20 protein-coding genes and 1 pseudogene are annotated in these 22,846 nt (G+C 75.7%); 9 read left to right on the top strand and 12 right to left on the bottom strand.

All coding sequences use genetic code 11. The features are described 5' to 3' along the window. Positions 1-81: 81 nt before the first annotated feature. From yajC to ruvC, 4 genes and pseudogenes are all read right to left on the bottom strand, one after another. On the bottom strand, positions 82-468 hold the full coding sequence (yajC, locus tag PP1_RS28725) for a preprotein translocase subunit YajC (protein WP_010236957.1): 387 nt from the start codon (positions 466-468) through the stop codon (positions 82-84). A 406-nt stretch (positions 469-874) separates the two neighbouring features. Further along, a complete protein-coding gene (ruvB, locus tag PP1_RS28720; RefSeq protein WP_033200220.1) occupies positions 875-1,903 on the bottom strand; it encodes a Holliday junction branch migration DNA helicase RuvB in 1,029 nt (342 codons plus the stop codon). A 50-nt stretch (positions 1,904-1,953) separates the two neighbouring features. Then, on the bottom strand, positions 1,954-2,562 hold the full coding sequence (gene ruvA / locus PP1_RS28715) for a Holliday junction branch migration protein RuvA (RefSeq protein WP_060575686.1): 609 nt from the start codon (positions 2,560-2,562) through the stop codon (positions 1,954-1,956). 194 nt (positions 2,563-2,756) lie between these two features. Beyond that, a pseudogene (gene ruvC, locus PP1_RS28710) lies at positions 2,757-3,347 on the bottom strand (crossover junction endodeoxyribonuclease RuvC); the annotation flags it as partial. A gap of 140 nt (positions 3,348-3,487) precedes the next feature. On the opposite strand from ruvC, the gene PP1_RS28705 reads away from it, so the two are divergent. The 3 genes from PP1_RS28705 to PP1_RS28695 all read left to right on the top strand — a co-directional run bounded on the left by PP1_RS28705 (position 3,488) and on the right by PP1_RS28695 (position 5,846). Then, positions 3,488-4,633 (top strand): alpha/beta hydrolase, encoded by a 1,146-nt coding sequence (locus PP1_RS28705; protein ID WP_075296043.1) that lies wholly within the window; start codon positions 3,488-3,490, stop codon positions 4,631-4,633. Between the two features lie 7 nt (positions 4,634-4,640). Beyond that, positions 4,641-5,180 carry an MOSC domain-containing protein gene (locus PP1_RS28700; protein WP_075314390.1) on the top strand — a complete coding sequence of 180 codons (540 nt, stop codon included), beginning with the start codon at positions 4,641-4,643 and terminating at the stop codon, positions 5,178-5,180. Between the two features lie 132 nt (positions 5,181-5,312). After that, positions 5,313-5,846, top strand: a complete 534-nt coding sequence (locus tag PP1_RS28695; protein ID WP_075314392.1) for a hypothetical protein — start codon at positions 5,313-5,315, stop codon at positions 5,844-5,846. Positions 5,847-5,850: 4 nt separating this feature from the next. Here PP1_RS28695 and polA read toward each other — a convergent pair whose 3' ends face one another. Next, a complete protein-coding gene (gene polA / locus PP1_RS28690; RefSeq protein WP_082398908.1) occupies positions 5,851-8,667 on the bottom strand; it encodes a DNA polymerase I in 2,817 nt (938 codons plus the stop codon). 94 nt (positions 8,668-8,761) lie between these two features. Further along, positions 8,762-9,511, bottom strand: a complete 750-nt coding sequence (locus tag PP1_RS28685) for a YebC/PmpR family DNA-binding transcriptional regulator (RefSeq protein ID WP_010232547.1) — start codon at positions 9,509-9,511, stop codon at positions 8,762-8,764. Between the two features lie 296 nt (positions 9,512-9,807). On the opposite strand from PP1_RS28685, the gene PP1_RS28680 reads away from it, so the two are divergent. Both PP1_RS28680 and PP1_RS28675 read left to right on the top strand, forming a co-directional pair. Then, positions 9,808-10,086: a DUF1490 family protein gene (locus tag PP1_RS28680; protein WP_249266005.1), complete on the top strand. Its 279-nt coding sequence runs from the start codon at positions 9,808-9,810 to the stop codon at positions 10,084-10,086. 160 nt (positions 10,087-10,246) lie between these two features. Further along, on the top strand, positions 10,247-12,397 hold the full coding sequence (locus PP1_RS28675; protein WP_010232551.1) for a heavy metal translocating P-type ATPase: 2,151 nt from the start codon (positions 10,247-10,249) through the stop codon (positions 12,395-12,397). Here the strand turns inward: PP1_RS28675 and PP1_RS28670 are convergent. Further along, the gene (locus PP1_RS28670) at positions 12,328-12,987 is read right to left on the bottom strand and encodes a hypothetical protein (RefSeq protein ID WP_075314394.1); all 660 of its coding nucleotides are present in this window, start codon (positions 12,985-12,987) and stop codon (positions 12,328-12,330) included. The two genes, PP1_RS28675 and PP1_RS28670, sit on opposite strands and share 70 nt — an antisense overlap. 312 nt (positions 12,988-13,299) lie before the next feature. On the opposite strand from PP1_RS28670, the gene PP1_RS28665 reads away from it, so the two are divergent. Next, a complete protein-coding gene (locus PP1_RS28665) occupies positions 13,300-14,427 on the top strand; it encodes a hypothetical protein (protein ID WP_060575680.1) in 1,128 nt (375 codons plus the stop codon). 47 nt (positions 14,428-14,474) lie between these two features. Here PP1_RS28665 and PP1_RS28660 read toward each other — a convergent pair whose 3' ends face one another. Together PP1_RS28660 and pdxT are read right to left on the bottom strand one after the other, a co-directional pair. After that, positions 14,475-14,969 (bottom strand): hypothetical protein, encoded by a 495-nt coding sequence (locus PP1_RS28660; RefSeq protein ID WP_010238009.1) that lies wholly within the window; start codon positions 14,967-14,969, stop codon positions 14,475-14,477. A 98-nt stretch (positions 14,970-15,067) separates the two neighbouring features. Then, positions 15,068-15,682 (bottom strand): pyridoxal 5'-phosphate synthase glutaminase subunit PdxT, encoded by a 615-nt coding sequence (pdxT, locus tag PP1_RS28655; RefSeq protein WP_010238012.1) that lies wholly within the window; start codon positions 15,680-15,682, stop codon positions 15,068-15,070. Between the two features lie 147 nt (positions 15,683-15,829). Here pdxT and PP1_RS28650 point away from each other — a divergent pair, with 147 nt between their 5' ends. Continuing rightward, positions 15,830-16,012: a hypothetical protein gene (locus tag PP1_RS28650; RefSeq protein WP_139323898.1), complete on the top strand. Its 183-nt coding sequence runs from the start codon at positions 15,830-15,832 to the stop codon at positions 16,010-16,012. Continuing rightward, positions 16,009-16,719, top strand: coding sequence for a hypothetical protein (locus tag PP1_RS28645; RefSeq protein ID WP_075314396.1), 711 nt, complete (start codon positions 16,009-16,011; stop codon positions 16,717-16,719). Before PP1_RS28650 ends, PP1_RS28645 begins: the two co-directional genes overlap by 4 nt. A 10-nt stretch (positions 16,720-16,729) precedes the next feature. On the opposite strand, the gene PP1_RS28640 is transcribed toward PP1_RS28645, so the two are convergent. Next, positions 16,730-18,136, bottom strand: coding sequence for an NAD-dependent malic enzyme (locus tag PP1_RS28640; RefSeq protein ID WP_060575676.1), 1,407 nt, complete (start codon positions 18,134-18,136; stop codon positions 16,730-16,732). A 120-nt stretch (positions 18,137-18,256) separates the two neighbouring features. Here PP1_RS28640 and PP1_RS28635 point away from each other — a divergent pair, with 120 nt between their 5' ends. Beyond that, positions 18,257-20,359 (top strand): elongation factor G-like protein EF-G2, encoded by a 2,103-nt coding sequence (locus tag PP1_RS28635; RefSeq protein WP_010224907.1) that lies wholly within the window; start codon positions 18,257-18,259, stop codon positions 20,357-20,359. A 9-nt stretch (positions 20,360-20,368) separates the two neighbouring features. On the opposite strand, the gene PP1_RS28630 is transcribed toward PP1_RS28635, so the two are convergent. Both PP1_RS28630 and PP1_RS28625 read right to left on the bottom strand, forming a co-directional pair. Then, positions 20,369-21,640, bottom strand: coding sequence for a DUF4032 domain-containing protein (locus PP1_RS28630; protein WP_010224905.1), 1,272 nt, complete (start codon positions 21,638-21,640; stop codon positions 20,369-20,371). Further along, positions 21,641-22,672 (bottom strand): LacI family DNA-binding transcriptional regulator, encoded by a 1,032-nt coding sequence (locus PP1_RS28625; RefSeq protein ID WP_010224903.1) that lies wholly within the window; start codon positions 22,670-22,672, stop codon positions 21,641-21,643. Between the last annotated feature and the right edge of the window lie 174 nt (positions 22,673-22,846).

The following is a 22,846-nucleotide window of genomic DNA, read 5'->3' as shown; positions in this document are numbered from 1 at the left end:
CGGCCAGGCCGGCCCGGGTGCCGGGCCCGGCCGTGGCGCCGGGGCCGCCGGAGCGGGCCTCGGGGCCCGCTCCCGACGTGCTCAGTGGATCGTCGGCTTGTTCTCCGACTGCTCAGACTGCTCGGTCTTCTCGGACGGTGCCGTCTCGGCCTGCTCGTCGGCGGGCTCGTCGGCGGCGACCTTCTCCCGGATCGCGGCGCGCAGCCACGTGGTGACCACACCGTCGGCGATCTCGAGGTCGATCGTGTCCTCGTACGAGGCGTCGACGATCGTGCCCCGCAGCCCGGACGTGGTGACGACGACGTCGCCGTCCTCCAGCGCCTGCTGCATCGCCTGCGTCTCCGCCATCTGCCTGCGCTGCTTGCGGCCGTTCAGGAACAGCGGCACGAACAGCAGCAGGATGATGAGGAAGGGCAGCAGGGACAGCAGGCCCGAACCACCGGCCTCCTGCGCAAGGTTCAGATCCATCGTGCGGGTTCTCCGTCTCGTCTCGTAATCGTGAGTGTGCCAGCCGGGGCGGACACCGACGGGCGGGGCCCTCCCGGGCCTGGACCGCTCGTCGCGGTGCACCGGGGCCGAGCGGCGCCCCGGGCGCCCGGCCCGCGAGGTAACGGGCCGGATGCCCGGATCGTTCCGGCGGCGTGTTCGCCGGACACCGGGGCTCCGCGCGCCGTCCGGGTGCTCCCGCGCGGTGTGCGGACGGTCCAGCATGCCCCCGGCGGCCCCGGACGTGTGCCCGATCCGTTCGGTCCGTCCGGATCCTCCCATGCGACCGCCGGGCCCGGACGCCCGCTCTCACCCACACGCCGTAGCGGACCGGCACGGAGCCGGCCCAGAGCCGGCCCGGCCGGTGCCGGGAGGACCGGCGGGACCCTCAGAAGAGCGGGTCGATGCGGTGCCCGGCCGGGGCGTCGGCCGGCGGGGTGAGGCCGAGGTGCGTCCAGGCGAGCGGGGTCGCGACCCGGCCGCGCGGGGTGCGGGCGAGCATCCCGGCCCGCACCAGGTACGGCTCGCAGACCTCCTCGACGGTGCCCGCGTCCTCCCCCACCGCGACGGCGAGCGTGGAGACGCCGACCGGCCCACCGTGGAACGAGCGGACCAGCGCGGACAGCACGGCGCGGTCGAGGCGGTCGAGGCCGAGCTCGTCGACGTCGTAGACGGCGAGGGCGGCGCGGGCGACCTCGCGGTGGATGACGCCGTCGGCCCGGACCTCCGCGAAGTCCCGCACCCGGCGCAGCAGCCGGTTCGCGACCCGCGGGGTGCCCCGGCAGCGCCCGGCGATCTCCTCCGCACCGTCGGCACGCAGGTCGATGCCGAGGATCCCCGCGGCGCGGTGCAGGACGTGCTCGAGCTCGAGGACCTCGTAGAACTCCATGTGCCCGGTGAAGCCGAACCGGTCGCGCAACGGCCCGGTCAGCGACCCGGCCCGCGTGGTGGCCCCGACCAGGGTGAAGGGGGCGACGTCGAGCGGGATCGACGTCGCACCCGGTCCCTTGCCGACGACGACGTCGACCCGGAAGTCCTCCATCGCCAGGTACAGCATCTCCTCGGCGGGCCGGGCCGTGCGGTGGATCTCGTCGATGAACAGGACGTCGCCCGGCACGAGGTTGGACAGCATCGCCGCGAGATCGCCCGCGCGTTCCAGCGCGGGCCCGGAGGTGAGCCGGATCGAGGCGCCCAGCTCCTGGGCGACGATCATCGCGAGGCTGGTCTTGCCGAGGCCGGGCGGACCGGAGAGCAGGATGTGGTCCGGTGGGTCGCCGCGACGGCGTGCGCCCTCCAGCACGAGCTCGAGCTGCTCGCGGACCCGCGGCTGCCCGACGAACTCGTCCAGCGACCGCGGGCGCAGCGACGCCTCGACGTCGGCCTCCCCCGGCTGCGCGACGGCGTCGATCTCGCGGATCCGGTCGAACGCGTCGGCGTACGGGTCCGCCGCGGGCTCCGGCTCCGGTGTCACCGCGACCGGCCCAGCGACGACAGCGCCGTGCGCAGCAGCCCGCTCGCGGAGGTGTCGGGCTGCTCGGCCAGCACCCCGTCGACGGCCTGCTCGGCCGGTCGCTGCGGGAACCCGAGCCCGAGCAGCGCCTCGACGACCTGCTCCCGCACGCCGAGGACCGGCGACGGCGCCGCCGCGGAGGTGGCCCCGGCCGGGGCGGCGGCGGGTGCGGTCACCTTGTCGCGCAGCTCCACGACCAGCCGCTCGGCGCTCTTCCGCCCGACGCCCGGGATCCGGGTGAGGACGGCGAGGTCCCCGTCGGCGAGGGCGCGGCGCAGCGTGTCCGGCTCCAGCACGGCGATGGTGGCGAGCGCCAGCCGCGGCCCGATGCCCGAGACCGTCTGCAGGAGGAGGAAGAGCTCGCGCTCCTCGGTGTCGGCGAACCCGAACAGGGTCAGCGACTCCTCACGCACCACCAGGGTGGTGGCGAGCCGGGTCTCCTCGCCCCGGCGGAGCCCGCCGAGCGTCGACGGCGTGGCGTGCACCGCGAGCCCGACCCCGCCCACCTCGACGACGACGTGGTCGAGCCCGATCTCCAGGACCGGGCCGCGCACCGAGTGGATCACCGAGGGGTCCCCTTCCAGGAGTTCGTCCGCCGCGGGACGCTACCGGGGGCCTCCGGGGCGCCCGGCGCGGCCGTACCGCGCCGCGCACCGCCGGGTCCCCCACGGGCCGGGCGGGCCGCCGGGCCGCCGGGCCGCCCCGTGGACGCCTGCCACGCACCGCCGGACCGCTCGGCCGCCGCCCGGGCCGCGGCCCACTGGGCGGCCGCCGTCGGTGCGGCACCGTCGTCGGCGGCCTGCGCCTGGGCCAGCCGGGCCCGGTGGGTCGCCGCCAGCTCGTCGGCCCGTGCCCGGGCCTGCGCCATCCGGTCGAGCATCGGCGAGCGCCAGCAGTGGCAGATCGCGAGCGCCAGGGCGTCCGCCGCGTCGGCGGGCTTCGGCGGTGTGTCCAGGCCCAGCACCTTGGTCACCATCGTCGTCACCTGGGCCTTCCCGGCACGGCCCTCGCCGGTCACCGCGGCCTTGACCTCGCTCGGGGTGTGGAACGCGACCGGCAGCCCCGCGCGCGCCGCGACCAGCGCGACGACGCCGCTGGCCTGCGCGGTGCCCATCACCGTGCGGACGTTGTGCTGGCTGAACACCCGCTCGACGGCGATCACGTCCGGCCGGTGGCGGGCGATCCAGCGCTCCACCTCGTCGGCCACGGTCAGCAGCCGGCGCTCCAGCGCGAGGTCGGTCCCGCTGCGCACGACCCCGACGTCGACGAACGAGACCGAGCGCCCCTCCCCCGACTCGACGACACCGATCCCGCACCGGGTCAGGCCGGGGTCGACCCCGAGCACCCGCACCGCGTCACACCCTTCCCGCACGTCCGTTCGAACCCCGCACGCTACCGGCCGTCCGCCGGCAGCCCGGCCGGGGCGCGCCGCGACTCGCCCGTCCGTGCCCGGCCCGCCGGTGGGAAGGACCCGGATGGCAGGGTGCGCGGGTGACGTCCTTCCTCCGCCGGTCCGCGCTCGTCTGGGCGGCGGTCCTGCTGGTGGTCCTGGTGGGTGCGTTCCGCCCGGAGACGCCGGTGATCGGGTTCGCCGGGTCGTTCGTCACCGGGCAGTACCCGCTGCACGCCGCGATCGCGGCCGTCCTCGGCATCCTGATCGGGCTGGCGGCGCGCAAGGCCGGGGCCCCGGTCGTCGGCTGGGCGACGGCGACGGTCGCCCTCGCCGTCACCGTCGGGATGGTGACGGTGCTCGCCGCGCAGGGCCGCGCCGCGGCCGGGGAGGGCGTGCGGCTGGACTGGACGTCCGCGCTCACCGGGATCGGGCAGCCGTCCGGGAACCCGGACCGCACCGTCGAGTACGCGCCGGGCCGCTCGATGGACCTCTACCTGCCCGCCGGGCCGGGCCCGCACCCGACGATGGTGTGGACGCACGGCGGCAGCTGGACCAGCGGCGACCGCACCGACCGGACGGCGATGCACCGCTGGCTGGCCGACCGCGGCTGGGCGGTCGCGGCGATCGACTACCGGTTCCCGCCGCCCGAGCCGATCGGCCGGGAGCAGCAGCGCGACGTGGCCTGCGCCGTCGACCGGATCCGGTCCGGCGCCGAGGGCGAGCTCGATCCGGGCAGGCTGGTCCTCGGCGGGCAGTCCGCGGGCGCCACGCTGGCCCTCGGCGCCGCGTCGGGCCTGCTCGACGGCACGCTCGCCTGCTCGGAGGCCCCTGCGGCGTTCGGCGGGACCGGTCCGGCCGACGCCCCGCCGCCGGCGCCGGGGCCGCCGCCGGTGGGCGTCGTCGCGTTCCACCCGCCGGTCGACCTCACCCTGATCGACCCCGGCCTGCAGCAGACCCTGCTCGGCGGTGCCGCCGCCGACGCCCCGGGCCTGCTGCGGCTGCTCTCCCCCGCCGAGCAGGTGCGCCCCGAGCTGCCGCCGACCCTGATCCTCCTGGGCTCCGCCGACCACTACGTGTTCCCGGACCGGGTCGTCGCCTACGACGCCGAGCTGCGCGCCGCCGGCGTGCCCGGCCGCCTGGTCACCGTCCCCTACGCCGACCACGTCTTCGACCGGCCCTTCGGCAGTCCGGGCGCCCAGCTCGCCCGGGAGGCCGTGCTCCGGTTCCTCACGGACCCGGGCTGACCCGCCGATGGCCGGGACCCGGATCGAGATCGTCGCGCTGCTGGTCTCGCCGCAGCACGCGTACGAGGGACGGCCGTCCGACGGGCCCCGCCCGGACCCGGAGCCGCTGCGCCGCACGGAGGTGACCGTCCGCGCGGGGCACGGCATCGTCGGCGACCGCTACGGCGGCCGGCCCGCGCACCGCCGGGCCGCCGTGACCCTGTTCGCGGCCGAGGCCCTCGACCACACCGGTGCGCTCCTGGGCGTCGAGGCGACACCGGAGGCGGCCCGGCGGAACGTCGTGCTGCGCGGCGCCGACGTCGACGCCCTCGCCGCCGTGGGCCGGGACGGCCACGGCGCGCTGGTCGCACTCGACTCCGGTGCGGGCCCGGTCCGGTTCCGGGTGCACCGGCCGGCTCGCCCGTGCCGCTGGATGGACACGGCGATCGGCGACGGCGCGTGGGCGGCGTTGCGCGAGCGGGGCGGGGTGCGCTGCGAGCCCCTCGACGACGGCGTCCTCCGCGTCGGCGGGGCCGTCCTGACCGTCCTCGAACCGGCTGCGGCCTGACGCGACGGCCGGCACCACCCGACGCCGTCGCGCGACCGCCCACCGGGGCCGTGGCACCGCCCGTCGGCGGGGCGTAACGGCAGGCCGGGGCGCGGCGAGCCGGAACCCGACGTCCCCGACGGGAGGTACCCGATGTCGCCGGTCCTCGCCCCGCACCGCCCCGCCGACCACCGGCGGGCCGCCCCCGGCATCCGGATCGTGATGCTGCTCGGCCTGCCCGGTGGCCGCCCGGCGTGGACCACACGCTCGGCGCGGATCACCGGCCTGCTGCTCACCCTCGCCGGGGTCGAGGCCGACGGCGTGACGCTGCCCGTCCCGCTCGCCGACCGGCACGCGCTGCGGGCCTGGGCCCGCTCCGCGGAACCGGCCCTGCTGGCCGCGGCCGCACCGGAGCACGGATCCCGGGCGGTGTTCGCCGTCGACCTCGACGACGTCGACGTCCTCGCCGCCGCCGGGCGGGCACTCGCCGACCTGCTGCGCCGGGAGCGGGCGCCGATGCTGCGGTGCGGCCACCACGCCGGCGACCCCGTCACCGGTGCGCTGCACCGCGAGGCGCTGCGGCAGGACGTCGCGGCCGAGCAGCTCGTCGCCGAGCTGGGGCGGGCGGCCCGCCTGCTCGCACCCGCCCACCTGCGGCCCCGTGCCCCGGAGTTCGCCGGGTCGTGACCGGTCAGTGCGCGGCGGCGTCCCAGCTGCGGCCGTAGCCGACCGACACCTCGAGCGGCACCGAGAGGTCGGCGGCGGCCGCCATCTCCCGCCGGACCAGCGCCTCGCAGGTCTCGCGCTCGCCGTCGGCCACCTCGAGCACGAGCTCGTCGTGGACCTGCAGCAGCATCCGGCTCCGCAGTCCCTCGGCCGACAGTGCCCGGCGCACCCCGAGCATCGCCACCTTGATGATGTCCGCGGCACTGCCCTGGATCGGCGCGTTGAGCGCCATCCGCTCGGCCATCTCCCGGCGCTGGCGGTTGTCGCTGGTCAGGTCGGGCAGGTAGCGGCGACGGCCGAGGATGGTCGCGGTGTAGCCGTCCTTGCGGGCCTGGTCGACGACGCCCGCCAGGTAGTCGCGCACCCCGCCGAACCCGGCGAAGTAGTCGTCCATCAGGCCCTTGGCCTCGTCGGTGGAGATCCGCAGCTGCCCGGACAGGCCGTAGGCCGACAATCCGTAGGCCAGGCCGTAGTTCATCGCCTTGATCTTGGCGCGCTGCTCGACCGACACCCCGGCCGCCTCGACGCCGAACACCCGGGCCGCGGTCTCGGCGTGGAAGTCGTGCTGCGAGCGGAAGGCCTCGATCAGCGCCTCGTCCTCGGACAGGTGCGCCATGATCCGCATCTCGATCTGGCTGTAGTCCGCGGTCATCAGCTCCGCGTAGGCCCCGCCCTCCGGCCCGGTCCCGACGACGAACGCGTCCCGGATGCGGCGGCCGGCCGCGGTGCGGATCGGCACGTTCTGCAGGTTCGGGTCGGTCGACGAGAGCCGGCCGGTCGCCGCGATCGTCTGCGAGTAGGTGGTGTGGATGCGGCCGTCGTCGGCGACGGACTTGATCAGCCCGTCGACGGTGACCTTCAGCCGGGTCGCGTCCCGGTGCTGCAGCAGGAACTGCAGGAACTCGTGACCGGTCTGCTCGTAGAGGCTCTGCAGCGCGTCCGCGTCGGTGGTGTAGCCGGTCTTGGTGCGCTTGGTCTTCGGCATCTCCAGCTCGTCGAACAGCACCACCTGGAGCTGCTTCGGCGACCCGAGGTTGATCTCCTTGCCGATCACCCGGTACGCGTTCTGCGCGGCCTCGCGGACCTGGCCGCCGAAGTCGGACTCCAGGTCCGAGAGCGTCTCGGAGTCGACCGCGATCCCGGCCGCCTCGCAGTCGGCGAGGACGAACGCCAGCGGGAGCTCCAGGTCGGCGAGGAGCTCGGTGCCGCCCCGCTCGGCGAGCTCGGTGTCGAGGGCGTCGGCCAGCTCGGCGATCGCCGACGCGGCCAGCATCTCCTGCTGCGCGGCCTGCGCGTCCGCCTCGTCGGCCCCGCCGAGCAGGGACAGCTGCCCGTCGGCCGGCTCCTCGGTGCGCAGCTCGCGGCGCAGGTAGCGCAGTGCCAGGTCGGCCAGGTCGAAGGTCCGCTGCCCCGGCCGCGCCAGGTACGCGGCGAGCGCGGTGTCGCTGGTCAGCCCGGCCAGCGACCAGCCGCGGGACCGCAGCGCGTGCAGGACGGCCTTCACGTCGTGCGCGGCCTTGGGCACGTCGGCGTCGGCGAGCCAGTCGCCGAGTGCGGCCTCGTCGTCCGGGGTGAGACCGGCGAGGCCGAGGTAGCCGGCCCGGGGGACGCCCGCCGTCGCCCCGGCCGCACGCTGCTCGACCGTCGGCTCCCCGACCGCCAGCGCGATCCCCGCGACGTCGCGGCCCGCGACCGGCCCGGCGACCCCGGCGAAGCTCAGCGCGATCCGCCGCCCGTCGCGGGCGTGGGCGTCGAGCCAGGACCGCACCGACCCCGGCTCGACGACCTCCGCGGAGATCTCGAAGCCCTCCTCGGCCTCCGGCTCGGCCGACGACAGCGTGGAGAACAGGCGCTCGCGCAGCACCCGGAACTCGAGCTCGTCGAACAGGCGGTGCACCGCGTCGCGGTCCCAGGCGCGCACCTCGAGCTGCTCCGGGCCCGCACCGAGGTCGACGTCGCGGACCAGCTCGGTGAGCTGCCGGTTCAGCAGCACGTTGGCCAGGTTGGCCCGCAGGTTGTCGCCTGCCTTGCCCTTCACCTCGTCGACCCGGTCGGTCAGCTCGGCGAGCGAGCCGAACTCGCGGACCCACTTCGCCGCCGTCTTCTCACCGACCCCCGGGATCGAGGGCAGGTTGTCCGACGGGTCGCCGCGCAACGCCGCGAAGTCGGGGTACTGGGTCGGGGTCAGCCCGTAGCGCTTGTCGACCTCGGCCGGGTCGATCCGGCCCAGGTCGGACACGCCGCGCTTCGGGTAGAGCACCGTGACGTCCTCGGTGACCAGCTGGAACGCGTCCCGGTCGCCGGTGGTGATGAGCACCTGGAAACCCTGGCCCTCGGCCTGCGTCGCGAGGGTGGCGATGAGGTCGTCGGCCTCGAAGCCGTCGACCGCGAACACCGGGATGTTCAGCGCACCCAGGACCTCCTTGATGAGGTCGATCTGGCCGCGGAAGTCGTCCGGCGTGGTCGTCCGGTTCGCCTTGTAGTCGGCGAACCGCTCGGAGCGGAACGTCTTCCGGGAGACGTCGAACGCCACCGCCAGGTGCGTCGGCTCCTCGTCGCGCAGCAGGTTGATCAGCATCGAGGTGAAGCCGTAGACCGCGTTCGTGGTCTGCCCGGTGCCGGTGCGGAAGTTCTCCGCGGGCAGCGCGAAGAACGCCCGGTAGGCCAGGGAGTGACCGTCGAGCAGCAGCAGGCGCGGCCGGTCCGGGGCCTTCCTGCCGGACGATCCCGGGGCCTTCTGCTGCGCCCCCTTCTTCGGGGTGCTCTCCGTCGCGGTGCTCATCGGCGGCGAGTGTAGAACCGACCCCCGACAACGAACGCGGCCGCGCCCGGTACGGGCACGGCCGCGGCTCGTGTAGTGCGGTGACCGGTGACGCTCAGTCGACCTCGGCCATGACCTCGTCGGAGGCCTCGAAGTTCGACCAGACGTTCTGCACGTCGTCGGAGTCCTCGAGCGCCTCGATCAGGCGGATGATCTTCCGCGCGCCGTCGACGTCGACCTCGACGTTCATCGACGCCCGGAACTCCTGGTCCGCCGAGTCGTAGTCGATCCCGTTCTCCTGCAGCGCGGTGCGCACCGCGACGACGTCGGTGGCCTCGGAGAGGACCTCCCAGCTGTCGCCGAGGTCGCTGACCTCCTCGGCCCCGGCGTCGAGGACGGCCATCAGCACGTCGTCCTCGGACAGGTCGCCCTTGGGGAGCACGACGACGCCCCGCCGGGTGAAGAGGTAGGCCACCGAGTTGGGGTCGGCCATCGTCCCGCCGTTGCGGGTCATCGCCGTCCGGACCTCGGTCGCGGCCCGGTTCTTGTTGTCGGTCAGGCACTCGATCAGCACCGCGACGCCGTTCGGGCCGTAGCCCTCGTAGGTGATCGCCTGGTAGTCGGCGCCCCCCGCGTCCGCACCCGAGCCGCGCTTGACCGCACGGTCGATGTTGTCGTTCGGGACCGAGCTCTTCTTCGCCTTCTGGATCGCGTCGTAGAGCGTCGGGTTGGCGTCCGGGTCACCACCACCGGTGCGGGCCGCGACCTCGATGTTCTTGATCAGCTTGGCGAACATCTTGCCGCGGCGGGCGTCGATCACGGCCTTCTTGTGCTTGGTCGTCGCCCACTTGGAGTGGCCGCTCATCGGCTCGTCTGCCCACCTCTCGTGCTCGGGCCGCGCGCAGCCCGCGCGTGGCCGGGGCAGGCCCCGGGCGGGCAGCGCGAGCTGGGACCACCGGACCTGCGGGAACCCCACGATGCTACCGGCGGCACACCGCACCGCCCGGTCCGGCCCGCCGGGACCGCCGGGCCCGCACCGGCGCTCGTCCGGCGATCATGCGGGTCCCCGGGCCGCGCCGTCGTCGCGGCGGGATTACCGTGGAGGCTTGTCGACCACCGTTGTCACCCGGCTGGGTGGTCGCACCGGAGAGGAGCGGGCACGTGCTCGGAGCAGTGGTGGGAAAGGCCGCGGGCCTGGTGGCGAGCGGTCTGGCCGGAGCCGTCGCGTACGACGGCGTGAAGCGGGTCGCCCGCTCCGGCGCGGTCCGCGAGGCCGCCGTGACGGTGACCGGCTGGGGCCTGCGCGGCGCCCGCGCCGCCGAGACCGGCGCCGAGAAGGCCCGGCTGGCGACGGCCGACATCGTCAGCGAGGCGCGCGGCCGGATCGGCGAGGAGGCCCCCGCACCCGGCGACGGGCACGGGCACGGCCACGAGCACTGAGCCGATCACCGAGTCGAGCACCGAGTCGAGCACCGAGTCGAGCACCGAGTCGAGCACCGAGTCGAGCACCGAGTCGAGCACCGAGTCGAGCGAGGCGAGCATCCTGAGCACCGACCCCACCGGCCCGGACCTCACCGTCCTCAGCGACGCCGCCGGGCGCGTGCGCTTCGCCGCGCCCGCGCTGCGGGGCCGGGTCGCCCTGGCCGTCGCCGTCGAGGACGAGCTCGACCACGTCACCGGCGTCCGCCAGGTGCACGCCTACCCCCGCACCGGCAACGTGGTCGTCTGGTACCGGGCCGGGTGCGACCGGACCGAGCTGACCGAGGCGATCGGGAAGGGGCTCGGCGCCGACCCGGGGGCGACCGCGGCCCGCACCCCGCGCTCGGCGGACACGCACAACGGTGAGCTCGCCCGGCTCGTCGTCGGCGGGGTCGCACTGGCCGCGCTCGGGTTCCGCCGCTACGGCCTGCGCCGGCCACCGGTGCTCGGCACCGCCGGCCGGACCGTGGCCACCGGCGTCACGATCTTCACCGGCTACCCGTTCCTGCGCGGCGCCCTGCGCTCGCTGACCGGGGGCCGCGGCGCGGGGACCGACGCGCTGGTGTCCGCCGCCACCGTCGCCAGCCTCGTGCTGCGGGAGAACGTCGTCGCGCTCACCGTGCTGTGGCTGCTCAACATCGGCGAGTACCTGCAGGACCTGACCCTGCGCCGGTCCCGGCGGGCGATCTCCGAGCTGCTCACCGGTGCCACCACGACCACCTGGACCCGCCTCACCGACGGGACCGAGGTCGAGATCGACATCGCCGACCTCGTACTCGGCGACGAGGTCGTGGTCCACGAGCGGATCGTGCTGCCGGTCGACGGCGAGGTCGTCGACGGCGAGGGGGTCGTCGACCAGGCCGCCATCACCGGCGAGCAGCTGCCGGTCGCCGTCGCACCCGGCACCGCCCTGCACGCCGGCTCGGTGCTGCTGCGCGGCCGGATCGTCGTCCGCGCGACGGCGGTCGGCCAGGACACCGCGATCGGCCGGATCATCGACCGGGTCGAGCAGGCCCAGGGCGACCGGGCGCCGATCCAGACGGTCGGCGAGAACTTCTCCCGCCGGTTCGTGCCGGCGTCGTTCCTGCTGGCCGGGCTCACCCTGCTCGTCACCCGGGACGTGCGGCGCGCCATGACGATGCTGCTGGTCGCCTGCCCGTGCGCGGTGGGGCTGTCGACGCCGACGGCGATCAGCGCCGCCATCGGCAACGGCGCCCGCCGCGGCATCCTGATCAAGGGCGGCGCCCACCTGGAGGCGGCGGGCCGGGTCGACGCGATCGTCTTCGACAAGACCGGCACCCTGACCCAGGGCCGTCCGGTCGTCACCAACGTCATCTCCTTCCACGACGACTGGACCCCCGAGCAGGTCCTGGCCTACTCGGCGTCCTCGGAGATCCACTCCCGGCACCCGCTGGCGCAGGCGGTCATCCGCTCCACCGAGGAGCGCCGGATCGAGATCCCGCCGCACGAGGAGTGCGAGGTGCTCGTCGGGCAGGGCATGCGGGTGCAGGCCGACGGCCGGGTGCTGCTGATCGGGTCCCGCGAGCTCCTGCGCGCCCAGGGTGTCGCCGTCGGGCGCAAGCCGGCCGACTGGGTGCGCAGGCTGCAGCGGGCCAGCGAGACACCGCTGCTGCTCGCGGTCGACGGGGCCCTCGTCGGGCTGGTCTCGCTGCGGGACACGGTCCGGCCGGAGGCCCGCGCGGTGCTGGAGCGGCTGCGCGCCGACGGCGTGGCACGGATCGTGATGCTGACCGGCGACCACCCGCGGACCGCGCAGGCGGTGGCCGAGGAGCTCGGCATCGACGAGTACCGCGCCGAGGTCATGCCCGAGCAGAAGCAGGACGTCGTGCGCGCGCTCCAGGAGGAGGGGCACACCGTCGCCATGATCGGCGACGGCACCAACGACGCCCCGGCGCTCGCGCTCGCCGACATCGGGATCGCGATGGGCGTCGCCGGGACCGACGTGGCGGTCGAGACGGCCGACGTCGCGCTCGCCGCCGACGACCTGGAGGCGCTGCTCGACCTGCGCGACCTGGGCCGTCGCTCGATCACCCTGATCCGGCAGAACTACGGCATGTCGATCGCGGTGAACGCGGCCGGTCTCGTGGTCTCCGCGGGCGGTGCGCTGTCCCCGGTGGTGGCGGCGATCCTGCACAACGCGTCGAGCGTCGCCGTCGTCGGGAACAGCTCCCGCCTCATCCGCTACCGGATCCCGGCCGGCGCCCCCGGTGCGGTGGCGGCTCCCGGGCCGGAGCCCGGCCGGGCCGCCTGACCGGCGCGCTCGGCCCGCTCCCGGATCCCGCGCAGCATCCGCCGCGTCATCACGGCGCTGACCGGCACGAGCGCCTCGGCGCCGAGCCGGGCGGCGGCGCCGCCCCCGGCGTAGCGCTCGCGGACCACCAGCCGGGTCCCGCCGGGCTCGGTCCGGAGGACGAACGCCCAGGAGAACCGCGGCGACGCCGCTCCGGGGCCCTCGGCCAGGACCAGGTGCGCCCGGGGACGCAGCGCGGCGACCCGGAGCGGCGTCCCCGGAGCGAGCCGGACCGGGTCGCCGACGGCGAGGTCCTGCCAGCACTGCTCGATCCGCTCGGCGCTGTGGACGTCCAGCCCGAACAGGTTCTCCACCGCGTCGTAGGAGTAGAAGCCGCCGCGGTCCTGCCCGATCTGCACCAGCCAGGGCCACACCCGCTCCGGCGGCGCCGCGATCGAGATCGCGCGGGTGACGCTCACCGGCGCGTCGGCCACGAGCCCGTCCCCGGGCAGCGGTGTCACCCTCTCGGCGGGGGTGACCCCGAGGGTGCGAGCCGCGAGGCGCCCGAGCGCGAGCCCGGCCACCACTCCCATCGCCGTGCGTGTCGTCATGGCCCGACCGTGCGCGACGGGACGGGCACGCGGCAGGGTCCTCCGTCCCGCCGCCGGACGCGGGACGCGCCCCTCCGTGGATCCTGAGAAACGGCCGTCCGGGCGGCGGTACGCGCTGTGCCGGAGGGAGCACCGGGCCCCCGCTCGTCGCCGGGGCGGGGCCGGAGACCGGTCGGGCGTCCAGGAACGGGGCCGGTCGCCGGCCCGCTCCCTACCGTCGTACCCGGTCGCGCCGCGGTCGCTCCCCCTCGATCCCGCGGCGCACCCCCCGAGGGCGGCGGACGCCCCGGGCCCCCGACACGGAAACGAACCATGCTGCGACTTCGACCCGCGCTGCCCCCGCGCGCTCCCCGCGCCCGTCCCACCCGCGCCGCGCCGGCCGGCGCGGCCGTCCCGGCCCTGGCCCCCGCCGCGGGCACGGGCCGGGTGGCGCTGCACGTCCTGCTGGCGGCGCTGCCGCTGCTGGCGATCTCGGCGCACGTGTTCGACCTGGTCCCGATGCAGCTCTCGGCGGCGCTGCTCGTCGTCCCCCTGGCGACGGCCGTGGCCGTGCTGACCCTGTTCGACCCGCATCCCGCCGACCGGATCGTCGCGCACGGCCTGGCGTGGGGCGTGGTCGCCTGCGCGGTCTACGACGTGTTCCGGCTCGACACCGTGTACATGCTCGGCCTCTGGGGCGACTTCATCCCCACCATGGGCACGTGGATCACCGGGCGCCCCGGTGACACGGCCGGCGGCGCCGTCGTGGGGTACCTGTGGCGGTACATCGGCGACGGCGGCGGCATCGGGCTGACCTTCTTCGTCGTCGCGTCGGCGTGCGGGCTGCACCGGCTCTCGCGGGCGCGGGTGGTGCTCGCCGCGGTCGGTTTCGCGGTGGCGCCGGTCTGGGCCGGGCTGGTCGGCACCGTCGCGCTGGCCCCGCGCGGCGAGGAGCTGATGTTCCCGCTGACCCCGGTCACGGTGTCGTTGTCCCTGGTCGGGCACCTGATCTTCGGCCTGGTGCTGGGGCTGGGGTTCTGGCACTCGCGGGCGGTGCAGTCGCACTGGCCGTGGCCCACGCCTGCCCTCCCGGCCCGGCTGAGGACGACGACAGGTGCACCCGGGGCGGACGCCACGCCGCCGCCGGCGCCCCGGGTCCCGCTCCCGCGTGTCCCGGTTCCCCACCTCCCGGCGCCGGACGCTGCGGTCCCGGACGCCCCGGCGCACCGGTCCCCCGCGCCGCAGGCATCGGGCCCACACCGTCGGGTGGCACGACCGGCGGAGGACGCCGGGCCGGGCGTGTTCGTACCCCGGCAGCGGACGTCGTCGACCCCACCCGCGGCGCGGACCCTCGATCCCGACACCTGGGAGCAGTGGCACCGCAGGCTGGAGTCGACCCAGCCGGGGCGCCGGGCCCACGGCCGCCGGGAGCCCGAGCCGGTGCGGCGCGGACCGGCGTGACGACCACCCCGCCACCCCGCCGGCCGTGCCCGGCGGGGTCAGGCGGGTCAGGCGGCGGGACGCACCGCCTCGCGGCCCGGAGCCACCGCGCCGGGCCGGAAGAACGCGTGGGAAGCGGGATGGAACAGCAGCGCCAGTGCGGCCAGCACCTCGGCGACGTGCAGCAGCCGTAGCCCCGCCGCCGCGAGCTCGGTCCCGGACGCGGTCACCAGGAACTCCCCCACCGACCCGCCGGCGAGCAGCGCTCCCGCCGGCTCGACGACCAGGGACAGCGTTCCCAGCACACCGAGCACGGCGACGACGGTCCAGCGGATCCCGTCGCGGCCGCTGCGCAGCTGGACCACGAGCACGGCGAGGACCAGGTAGATCCCGGCGCGCGCGGCGATCTCCCCGCCGGTGGGCGGCACCTCCCCGCCGAGCCGCACGAGCGTCTCCGCGAGACCGGCGAGGACGGCGCCCAGCCAGAGCGCGACGCTCAGGGTGACGGCGGACGGCGGCACCGGTCGCGTCGCACGGGGTGCATCGACGGCGAACGTGCTCATGGGACCTCCTCGGGACGGCCCGTCCAGCCTCGTCCCGTCCGGCCCCGCGGCCCACACGGCGCTCCCCCGGCCGCGGTGGGGGACAGCCCCACCCCGGGTCAGGCGGCGCGCACCATCCCGACGAACAGATCGTGCACCCGGCCGTCGCCGGTCAGTTCCGGGTGGAACGACGTGGCCAGCACCGGACCCTGCCGCACGGCGACGGCGCGGCCCGCGGCCTCCCCCGCCTCCGAGACGTGCGGGACGGTGGCCAGGACCTCGACGTCGCTGCCGGTCTTCTCGACCCAGGGGGCGCGGATGAACACCGCGTGCACCCCTCCGCCGGGGAGCCCGTCGAACTCCAGGTCGGTCTCGAACGAGTCGACCTGACGACCGAACGCGTTGCGCCGGACGACGACGTCGAGCCCGCCCAGCTGGTGCTGGTCCGGGCGGCCGTCGAGGATCTCGTCGGCCAGCAGGATCATCCCGGCACAGGAGCCGTAGGCGGGAAGCCCGGCCCGGAGCCGGGCACGCAGCGGGTCGAGCAGCTCGAACGCGTCCAGGAGCTTCGACATCGTCGTCGACTCCCCGCCCGGCAGGACGATCCCGTCGAGGGCGTCCAGCTCGGCCGCGCGACGGACCGGCAGCGCGCGCGCACCGGCCGCGGTGAGCGCGGCGACGTGCTCGCGGACGTTGCCCTGCAGGGCCAGCACACCGATGGTCGGGGAGGACATGCCCCGAGAATAACCCGGCCTTACCTGCGGTAACCGGCCGTCCGGGCGTGAGTCGCGGCACCGGCACGACTCCGTCCGGTGGTGCCGCCCGCCCGGTGCGACGGCGGATCCTGGACCGGCGGGGGACGGCGCGGGGAGGGCACGACGATGGACATCGGTCGCACGGTCCGGGTGTTCCGGGCCGAACCCCTGGTCGCTCCCGGCACCGGTCCGCCGGGGCCGGAACCGGTCGCGCGGACCGGCGTGGTCCCGGACGAGCGGGAACCGCGCCCGGCGGAGCGGATCGAGGCCGTGCCGGTGGCCGCCGGGGCCGTGCCGCCGGCCGGGTGAGTGCGCCCGACGTCGCCGGCGTCGTCGCCGGATGGCGGACCTGGCGGGTCCGCGACCCCGCACCGGTGCGGCTGTGGTCTCCGGTGCACATCGCCACGGAGTGGCCGCCGGACGCGCCGCTGGACGCCGTCTGCGAGCTGGACGGCCACCGGGCGCCCGACCCGGGGTGCACCTGCGGGCTCTACGCCGCGCGGCGCCCCGCGGACGTCGGCGGGCTCGGGTTCGGCGGCCCGACGGTGCTCGGCTGCGTCGCGCTGTGGGGCACCGTGGTCGAGGGCGAGCGCGGGTGGCGGGCCGGCACCGGACGGCCGGTGGTCCTGTTCTGCGGACCCGCCCTGCCGGAGGCGGAGCGGACCGTGCTCGCGTCGGTCTACCGGATCCCGGTGCACCGCCTGCCGCTGCCCGTCGCCCCGGCCGTCGGGGTGCCCGGGGTCGTCGAGGCGGCCGAGCGCGTCCGCACCGCGGCCGCACGCACCCCGCCCGACCCGGCGGCGCTGCACGACGCGTCGCGCGGCTTCGTCGCCGCGGTCCCGCGTCCCGGGGTGGTGCTCCGGCGCCCCCGCAGGCGGTTCGCGGTCGGGTCCGCGGTGGCCGCCGCGGTCGCCGTCTCCGCCCTGCTGGTCCCGCAGCCGGAGCCCGCGACGCCCCCGGCCGGACCGGCCGCCCCCGCCCCGGGCACGTCGGTGCCCGGCACGGGGACGCCCTGAGCGGCCGGCCTCAGCCCGCGTCGACCTCGCCCTCGCGCGCCTGCTTCGCCGCGGCGGCCCGCAGCGCGTCGGCGACGGCCGGGGCCACGCTCTGGTCGAACACGCTCGGCACGATGAACGACGGGTTCGGCTCGGCGACGACGTCGGCGATCGCCTCCGCCGCGGCCAGCATCATGCCGTCGGTGATGTCGTGCGCCTGGGCGTCGAGCAGGCCGCGGAACACGCCGGGGAACGCGAGCACGTTGTTGATCTGGTTCGGGTAGTCCGACCGCCCGGTGGCGACGACCGCGGCGTGCTGCATCGCGACCGTCGGGTCGACCTCGGGGTCGGGGTTGGCGAGCGCGAAGACGATCGAGTCGGAGTTCATCGTCGCCAGCTCCTCGGCACCGAACAGGTTCGGCGCGCTGACCCCGATGAACACGTCCGCGCCGACGAGCGCGTCGGCCAGCGACCCCTGCTTGCCGTCGCGGTTGGTCTGCGCGGCGATCGAGCGGAGGTTGTCGTCGAGACCGGCGCGGTCGGGGTGGACGATGCCGTCGACGTCGACGGCGACCACGTCGGCGGTCTCCTCGGAGCCGAGCAGCCGGATGATCGCCGACCCCGCCGCGCCGACGCCGCAGACGACGACGCGGACGTCGGAGAACTTCTTGCCGACCACACGCAGCGCGTTGCGCAGCGCGCCGAGCACGACGACGGCGGTGCCGTGCTGGTCGTCGTGGAACACCGGGATGTCGAGCAGCTCCCGCAGCCGGCTCTCGATCTCGAAGCAGCGGGGCGCGGCGATGTCCTCCAGGTTGATGCCGCCGTAGCCGGGGGCGATCAGCTGGACGGTGCGGATGATCTCCTCGGTGTCCTGGGTGTCCAGACACACCGGCCAGGCGTCCACGTTGGCGAACTGCTTGAACAGCGCCGCCTTGCCCTCCATCACCGGCATCGCCGCGGCGGCGCCGATGTTGCCCAGCCCGAGCACCGCGGAGCCGTCGGTGACGACGGCGACGGTGTTCCGCTTGATCGTCAGCCGGCGGGCGTCGGACGGGTTGTCCGCGATCGCCATCGACACCCGCGCGACGCCAGGGGTGTAGGCGCGGGACAGGTCGTCACGGGTGCGGAGGTTGACCTTCGACCGCACCTCGATCTTCCCGCCGAGGTGCAGCAGGAACGTCCGGTCCGAGACCTTGCGCACGGAGAACCCGTCGAGCGCGTCGATCGAGGCCTTGATCTCCTCGACGTGCTCGGTGTTGCGCGCGTTGACCGAGATGTCGACGACGAGATGCTCGGTGCGTGCCTCGACGACGTCGAAGGCGGTCACGACCCCGCCGACCTGACCGACCGCGGCGGTCAGGTCACCGGCGGAGGTGGGGTGGGCAGGGGCGTCGACGCGTGCGGTGATCGCGTAACCGGGACCGGGAATGGACACGGGGCCGGACAGTACCGCCGGCCGTGTGGTTACCGGCGCGTCAACCGTGTGACGACGCGCGTCACGCGTCCTTGCGCGATCCCGGCACCGGGTGTGTGATCCAGGACACAGGAACGGGAGGTGGTCGCCGTGGCGGTCAAACCCGGCCGGGCCCGGGCCCGGACGACGCGGCTCGCCGCCGTCACGACCCCGGCCCGGGTGCGCAACGTGGCACTCGTCGGGCCGTCGGGCGGTGGGAAGACGACGCTCGCCGAGGCGCTGCTGGCCCACGCCGGCACCATCGACGCGCCGGGCAGCGTCGCCGAGGGCAGCACCACCCTCGACCACGACCCGGCCGCCGTGCGCCGGGGGCGGTCGGTCGGGATCGCGGTCGCGCCGCTGCTCTGGGACGGCGAGACCGTCAACCTGATCGACACCCCCGGGGACGACGACTTCCGCGGCGGCCTGCGCGCCGGCCTGCGCGCCGCCGACGCCGCGCTCTTCGTCGTGCCGGCCACCGAGGGGCGGGACGGCGAACTGGAACCGGGCACGGTCGCGCTGTGGGAGGAGTGCGCCGCGATCGGCATCCCGCGCGCCGTGGCGGTCACCCGCTGCGACACCGCCCGCTCCGACGTCGAGGCCACCGTGGCGGCCTGCCGGAGCTCGTTCGGCGAGGGTGTGCTGCCGTGCCACCTCCCGCTGCGTGACGCCGGCGGGGCGATGACGGGCCTGTACGGGGTGCTCTCCGGCGAGCCGGGTGGCGCGGCCCCGCCCGGTGCGGACGACGCCAGGACCACCCTGATCGAGGCGATCATCGAACAGTCCGAGGACGAGGACCTGATGGACCGCTACGTCGGCGGGGCGGACCTCGACGTCGCGACGCTGATCGACGACCTGGAGACCGCGGTCGCCCGCGGCACGCTCCACCCCGTCGTCCCGGTCTGCGCGACGGCCGGCACCGGGCTCGGGTCGCTGCTGGAGATCCTCACCCGGGGTTTCCCGGCACCTCCGGAGCGGACACCGCCCGCGGTCGTCGAACCGGGCGGGCCCACCCTCACCGCCGACCCGTCCGGCCCGCTCGCGGCGGAGGTCGTGCACACCGGGGCCGATCCCTACGTCGGGCGGGTCTGCCTGGTCCGGGTGTTCTCCGGGACGCTCCGTCCGGAGTCGACGGTCCACGTCGGGAGCCCCGCGCCGGGCCCGGGCACCGGCCCGGCGCCCGGCCACGAGCCCGACGAGCGGATCGGTCACGTGTACTCCCCGCTGGGCGCCGCGCTGCAGGAGACCTCCGCCTGCGTCGCCGGCGACCTGTGCGCACTGACCCGGCTGGAGGCCGCGGTCGGCGACACGCTGTCGGACCCCGCGGACCCGATCCACCTGACGCCCTGGGAACGGCCGGCGCCGCTGCTGCCGGTGGGGCTGGTCCCCCACACCCGCGCGGACGAGGACGCCGTCGCCCGCGGTCTCGCCCGGCTGGTCGCGACCGATCCGGGGCTGCGCCTGGAGCGCGATCCCGAGACGCACCAGACCGTGCTGTGGTGCACCGGCGAGGCGCACGCCGACGTGGCCCTCGGCCGGCTCCGCGACGCCGGGGCCGACGTCGACGTCGAGGAGGTCCGGGTGGCGTTCCGGGTGACCTTCGCCCGGGCCGCGCGGGTGACGGGCCGGCACGTCAAGCAGTCCGGCGGGCACGGCCAGTACGCGGTGTGCCACGTCGACGTCGCGCCGCTGCCCGCCGGCTCCGGGATCGGGTTCACCTCGGCGGTCGTCGGCGGCGCCGTCCCCACGCAGTACGTGTCGAGCGTGGAGAAGGGCATCCGGGCCCAGGCGGAGCGCGGCCTGCCGGTGGGCGACGGCGGCGCGACGCACCCGGTCGTCGACTTCCGGGCGACGCTGGCCGACGGCAAGGCGCACAGCGTGGACTCCTCCGACGCCGCGTTCCAGACCGCCGGGGCCCTGGCACTGCGCGCCGCGGCGGAGAGCTGCGGGCTGCGCGTGCTCGAACCGATCGACGAGGTGCGGATCCGGATCAACGACGAGCGCCTGGGTGCCGTCCTCGGCGACCTCGCGGCGCGCCGGGGCAAGGTGCTCGGCACCGATCCGGACGGGGCCGGGCACACCCTCGTCCGTGCGGAGGTCCCGCGCACCGAGCTCCTGCGGCACGCGGTCGACCTGCGCGCGCTCACCTCCGGCGCCGCGACGGTGACGCGGGCGTTCGCACGCTGGGCCGAGCGCCCGGCCTGACCGGCCGGTTCAGTCGGTGCTGCGCGGAAGCTGGTCGTCCCGCGTGTCGGCGACCGCCATCTTCGCCGCGGAGTCGGTCGGCGCCCGCCCGCCGAGCGCCGCGAGCGCGGCCTCGTTGCCGACGTCGGCCCCGGCCCTCTCGGACAGGAGCCAGCGCACCTCGAGCAGGTCGCAGTAGGCCTGCACCTCGGAGCCGACCCCGCCCAGCGCCTCGTGCGCGGCCCGCATCCCCGGCTCCAGGCAGTGGTCGGCCCAGCTGCGCGCGGCGACCCGCTCGGAGACGTCCTGCCCGGTCCGCCCGCGCATCCACTCCCGGTGCGCGTTGAGGTCGCCGAGCAGGATCCGGGCCTGCCCCTCCCCCACCTCGACGCCGGTGAGCCGGCGCAGCAGCGTGCAGTGGAAGGTCCGGTCGCCGACGGAGACCTGCAGCCGGGACCGGCCGTCGCCGACCGGGCGCAGCGAGACCTCGTCGACGGCGAACCCGAGGTCGTTGAGCTCGCGGATCACGCCTTCGATCCGGTAGCGGTCACCGAAGGCGAACACCGGGGTGGTGTGCAGCGCGTCCCACAGCTGCCGGTAGCGGTCCGGCAGTGCGGTGGCCTCGTCGATCAGCTGCGGGACGATCTCCGGCGGGCGGTCCAGGGACTCCGCGAGATCGATCATCCCGGCGGCGACGTTCTCGACGAGGATCGACAGGTCGAGCTCGCGCTGCCCGTCCGACAGGCCGGTCGGGTGCACCTCGCTGGTCTCGGCGTCGACCAGGGAGGCCTGCAGGGTCTGGCCGTCCCGGACGAAGAGCGTGTTGTTCAGCGAGCAGTCGCCCCAGAACACGCCGTGCCGGTGCAGGTCGACGAGCAGCGAGATCATCGCGTCGAACAGCCGGGCGCGGTGCCGGGGCCGGTTCGGTGGCAGCCGCATGATCAGCCGCCGGTACTGCCAGGAACCGGTGAGGTAGCGGGTCACGAGGATCGCGGTCTCGTGCGCGGGCTGGTTCACGAACCCGGCCGGCTTCACCGCGGGCAGGCACTCGTCCTCCAGGCGGCGCAGCACCTCGTACTCCCGGCGCGCGATCCGCTCGGGGAGGTCCTTCAGCGCCCACAGCGCCCCGTCGGCCTCGACGAAGCGGACCAGGTGCCGGCTGGTGCCGACCTCGATGTCGCGCAACGGGACCTCGGTCTCGTCCCACTCCGCGAGCGGGAGCTCCCAGGGCAGCCCGATCAGCCCGGGACCGGGGGTGCGCAGCACCACCTCGGGCGGCCGCTCCGCGCCGGGGCGGGCCATTCAGGACACCCCCCGGGCCGGGCGCCGGTCCGCGGGCGGCGCCGTCGATCCCCGGATGACCAGCCGGGTCGGGACCGTGACGGCCTGCTCGACCGGCTCGCCCGCGATCCCGGCGAGCGCCGACCGCGCGGCCACGGCGCCCTGCTCGGCGGCCGGCTGGGCCACCGTGGACAGGTCCGTGAGCGCGGCGAGCGGGTGGTCGTCGATACCGATCACCGAGACGTCCTCGGGCACGCGCAGGCCGGCCCGCCGCAGCGTGCCGACGGCGCCGAGGGCCACCTCGTCGGAGTGGGCGTAGACGGCCGTCGGCGGCTCGGGCAGGCCCAGCAGCTCCCCCATCGCGCGGGCACCTCCCTCCGGGCTCCAGGGCACCGTCGCGACCAGCCCCGGGTCGGCCGGGACACCCGCGTCGGCGAGCGCCCGCCGGTACGCCGACGAGCGCCCCGCCGGCTGGACCGGGTCCAGCTCCGGATCGGTCGTCACGATCATCCCGATCCGCCGGTGCCCGAGGTGCAGCAGGTGGTCCACGGCCTGCCGGCCCGCCGCGTACTCGTCGATCGACACCGAGGGATGGCTGCCGATCCGGGTGCCCGCCGAGACGATCCCGACGCCGATCCGGTCCAGCCGGCCGCGCTCGCGCTCGTCCACACCGAACCCGAGCAGGACGACGGCGTCGGCCCGCCGGCGGGCCGGCAGCTCGTCGAAGAACGCGCGCCGCGACTCCGTGTCCCCGAGCCGGTAGAGCAGGACGTCGGTCGCGGCGGCGCGGGCCACCTCGGACAGTCCCTCCAGCGCGGCGCCGAACCACCACCGCGCCAGGTGCGGGACGACGACCGCGATCCGCCCGGTGCGGCCGCGCGCGAGTCCGGACGCCTCCGGTGACACGACGTACTCCAGGGCGCGGGCGGCCGCCCACACGCGGGCCCGAGTGGCCTCGGCGACGTGCGGGTGGTCGCTGAGCGCGCGCGACGCGGTCGCCGGCGACACGCCTGCCAGCCGGGCCACGTCGGCCAGGTTGACCGGTCCGGACACCGGACATGTATGACGAATACTGCAAGCGATTGCAAGCCCGGATGTTACCGGTCCGAGCTGGACCGAATCAGACCCGTCGGCCAGGATCGGGCACCGACCTGCGGCAACGGTGTGACCCTTGACACGATCGTGTCACTGGCGCACAGTCTGTTTGCAAACGCTTCCAACGCCGTC

The sequence above is a fragment of the Pseudonocardia sp. P1 genome, assembly GCF_000178675.2.
Classification (GTDB): Bacteria; Actinomycetota; Actinomycetes; order Mycobacteriales; family Pseudonocardiaceae; genus Pseudonocardia.
The sequence above is the reverse complement of the archived record's forward strand: the minus strand, read 5'-3'. Positions and strand labels throughout refer to the sequence as shown.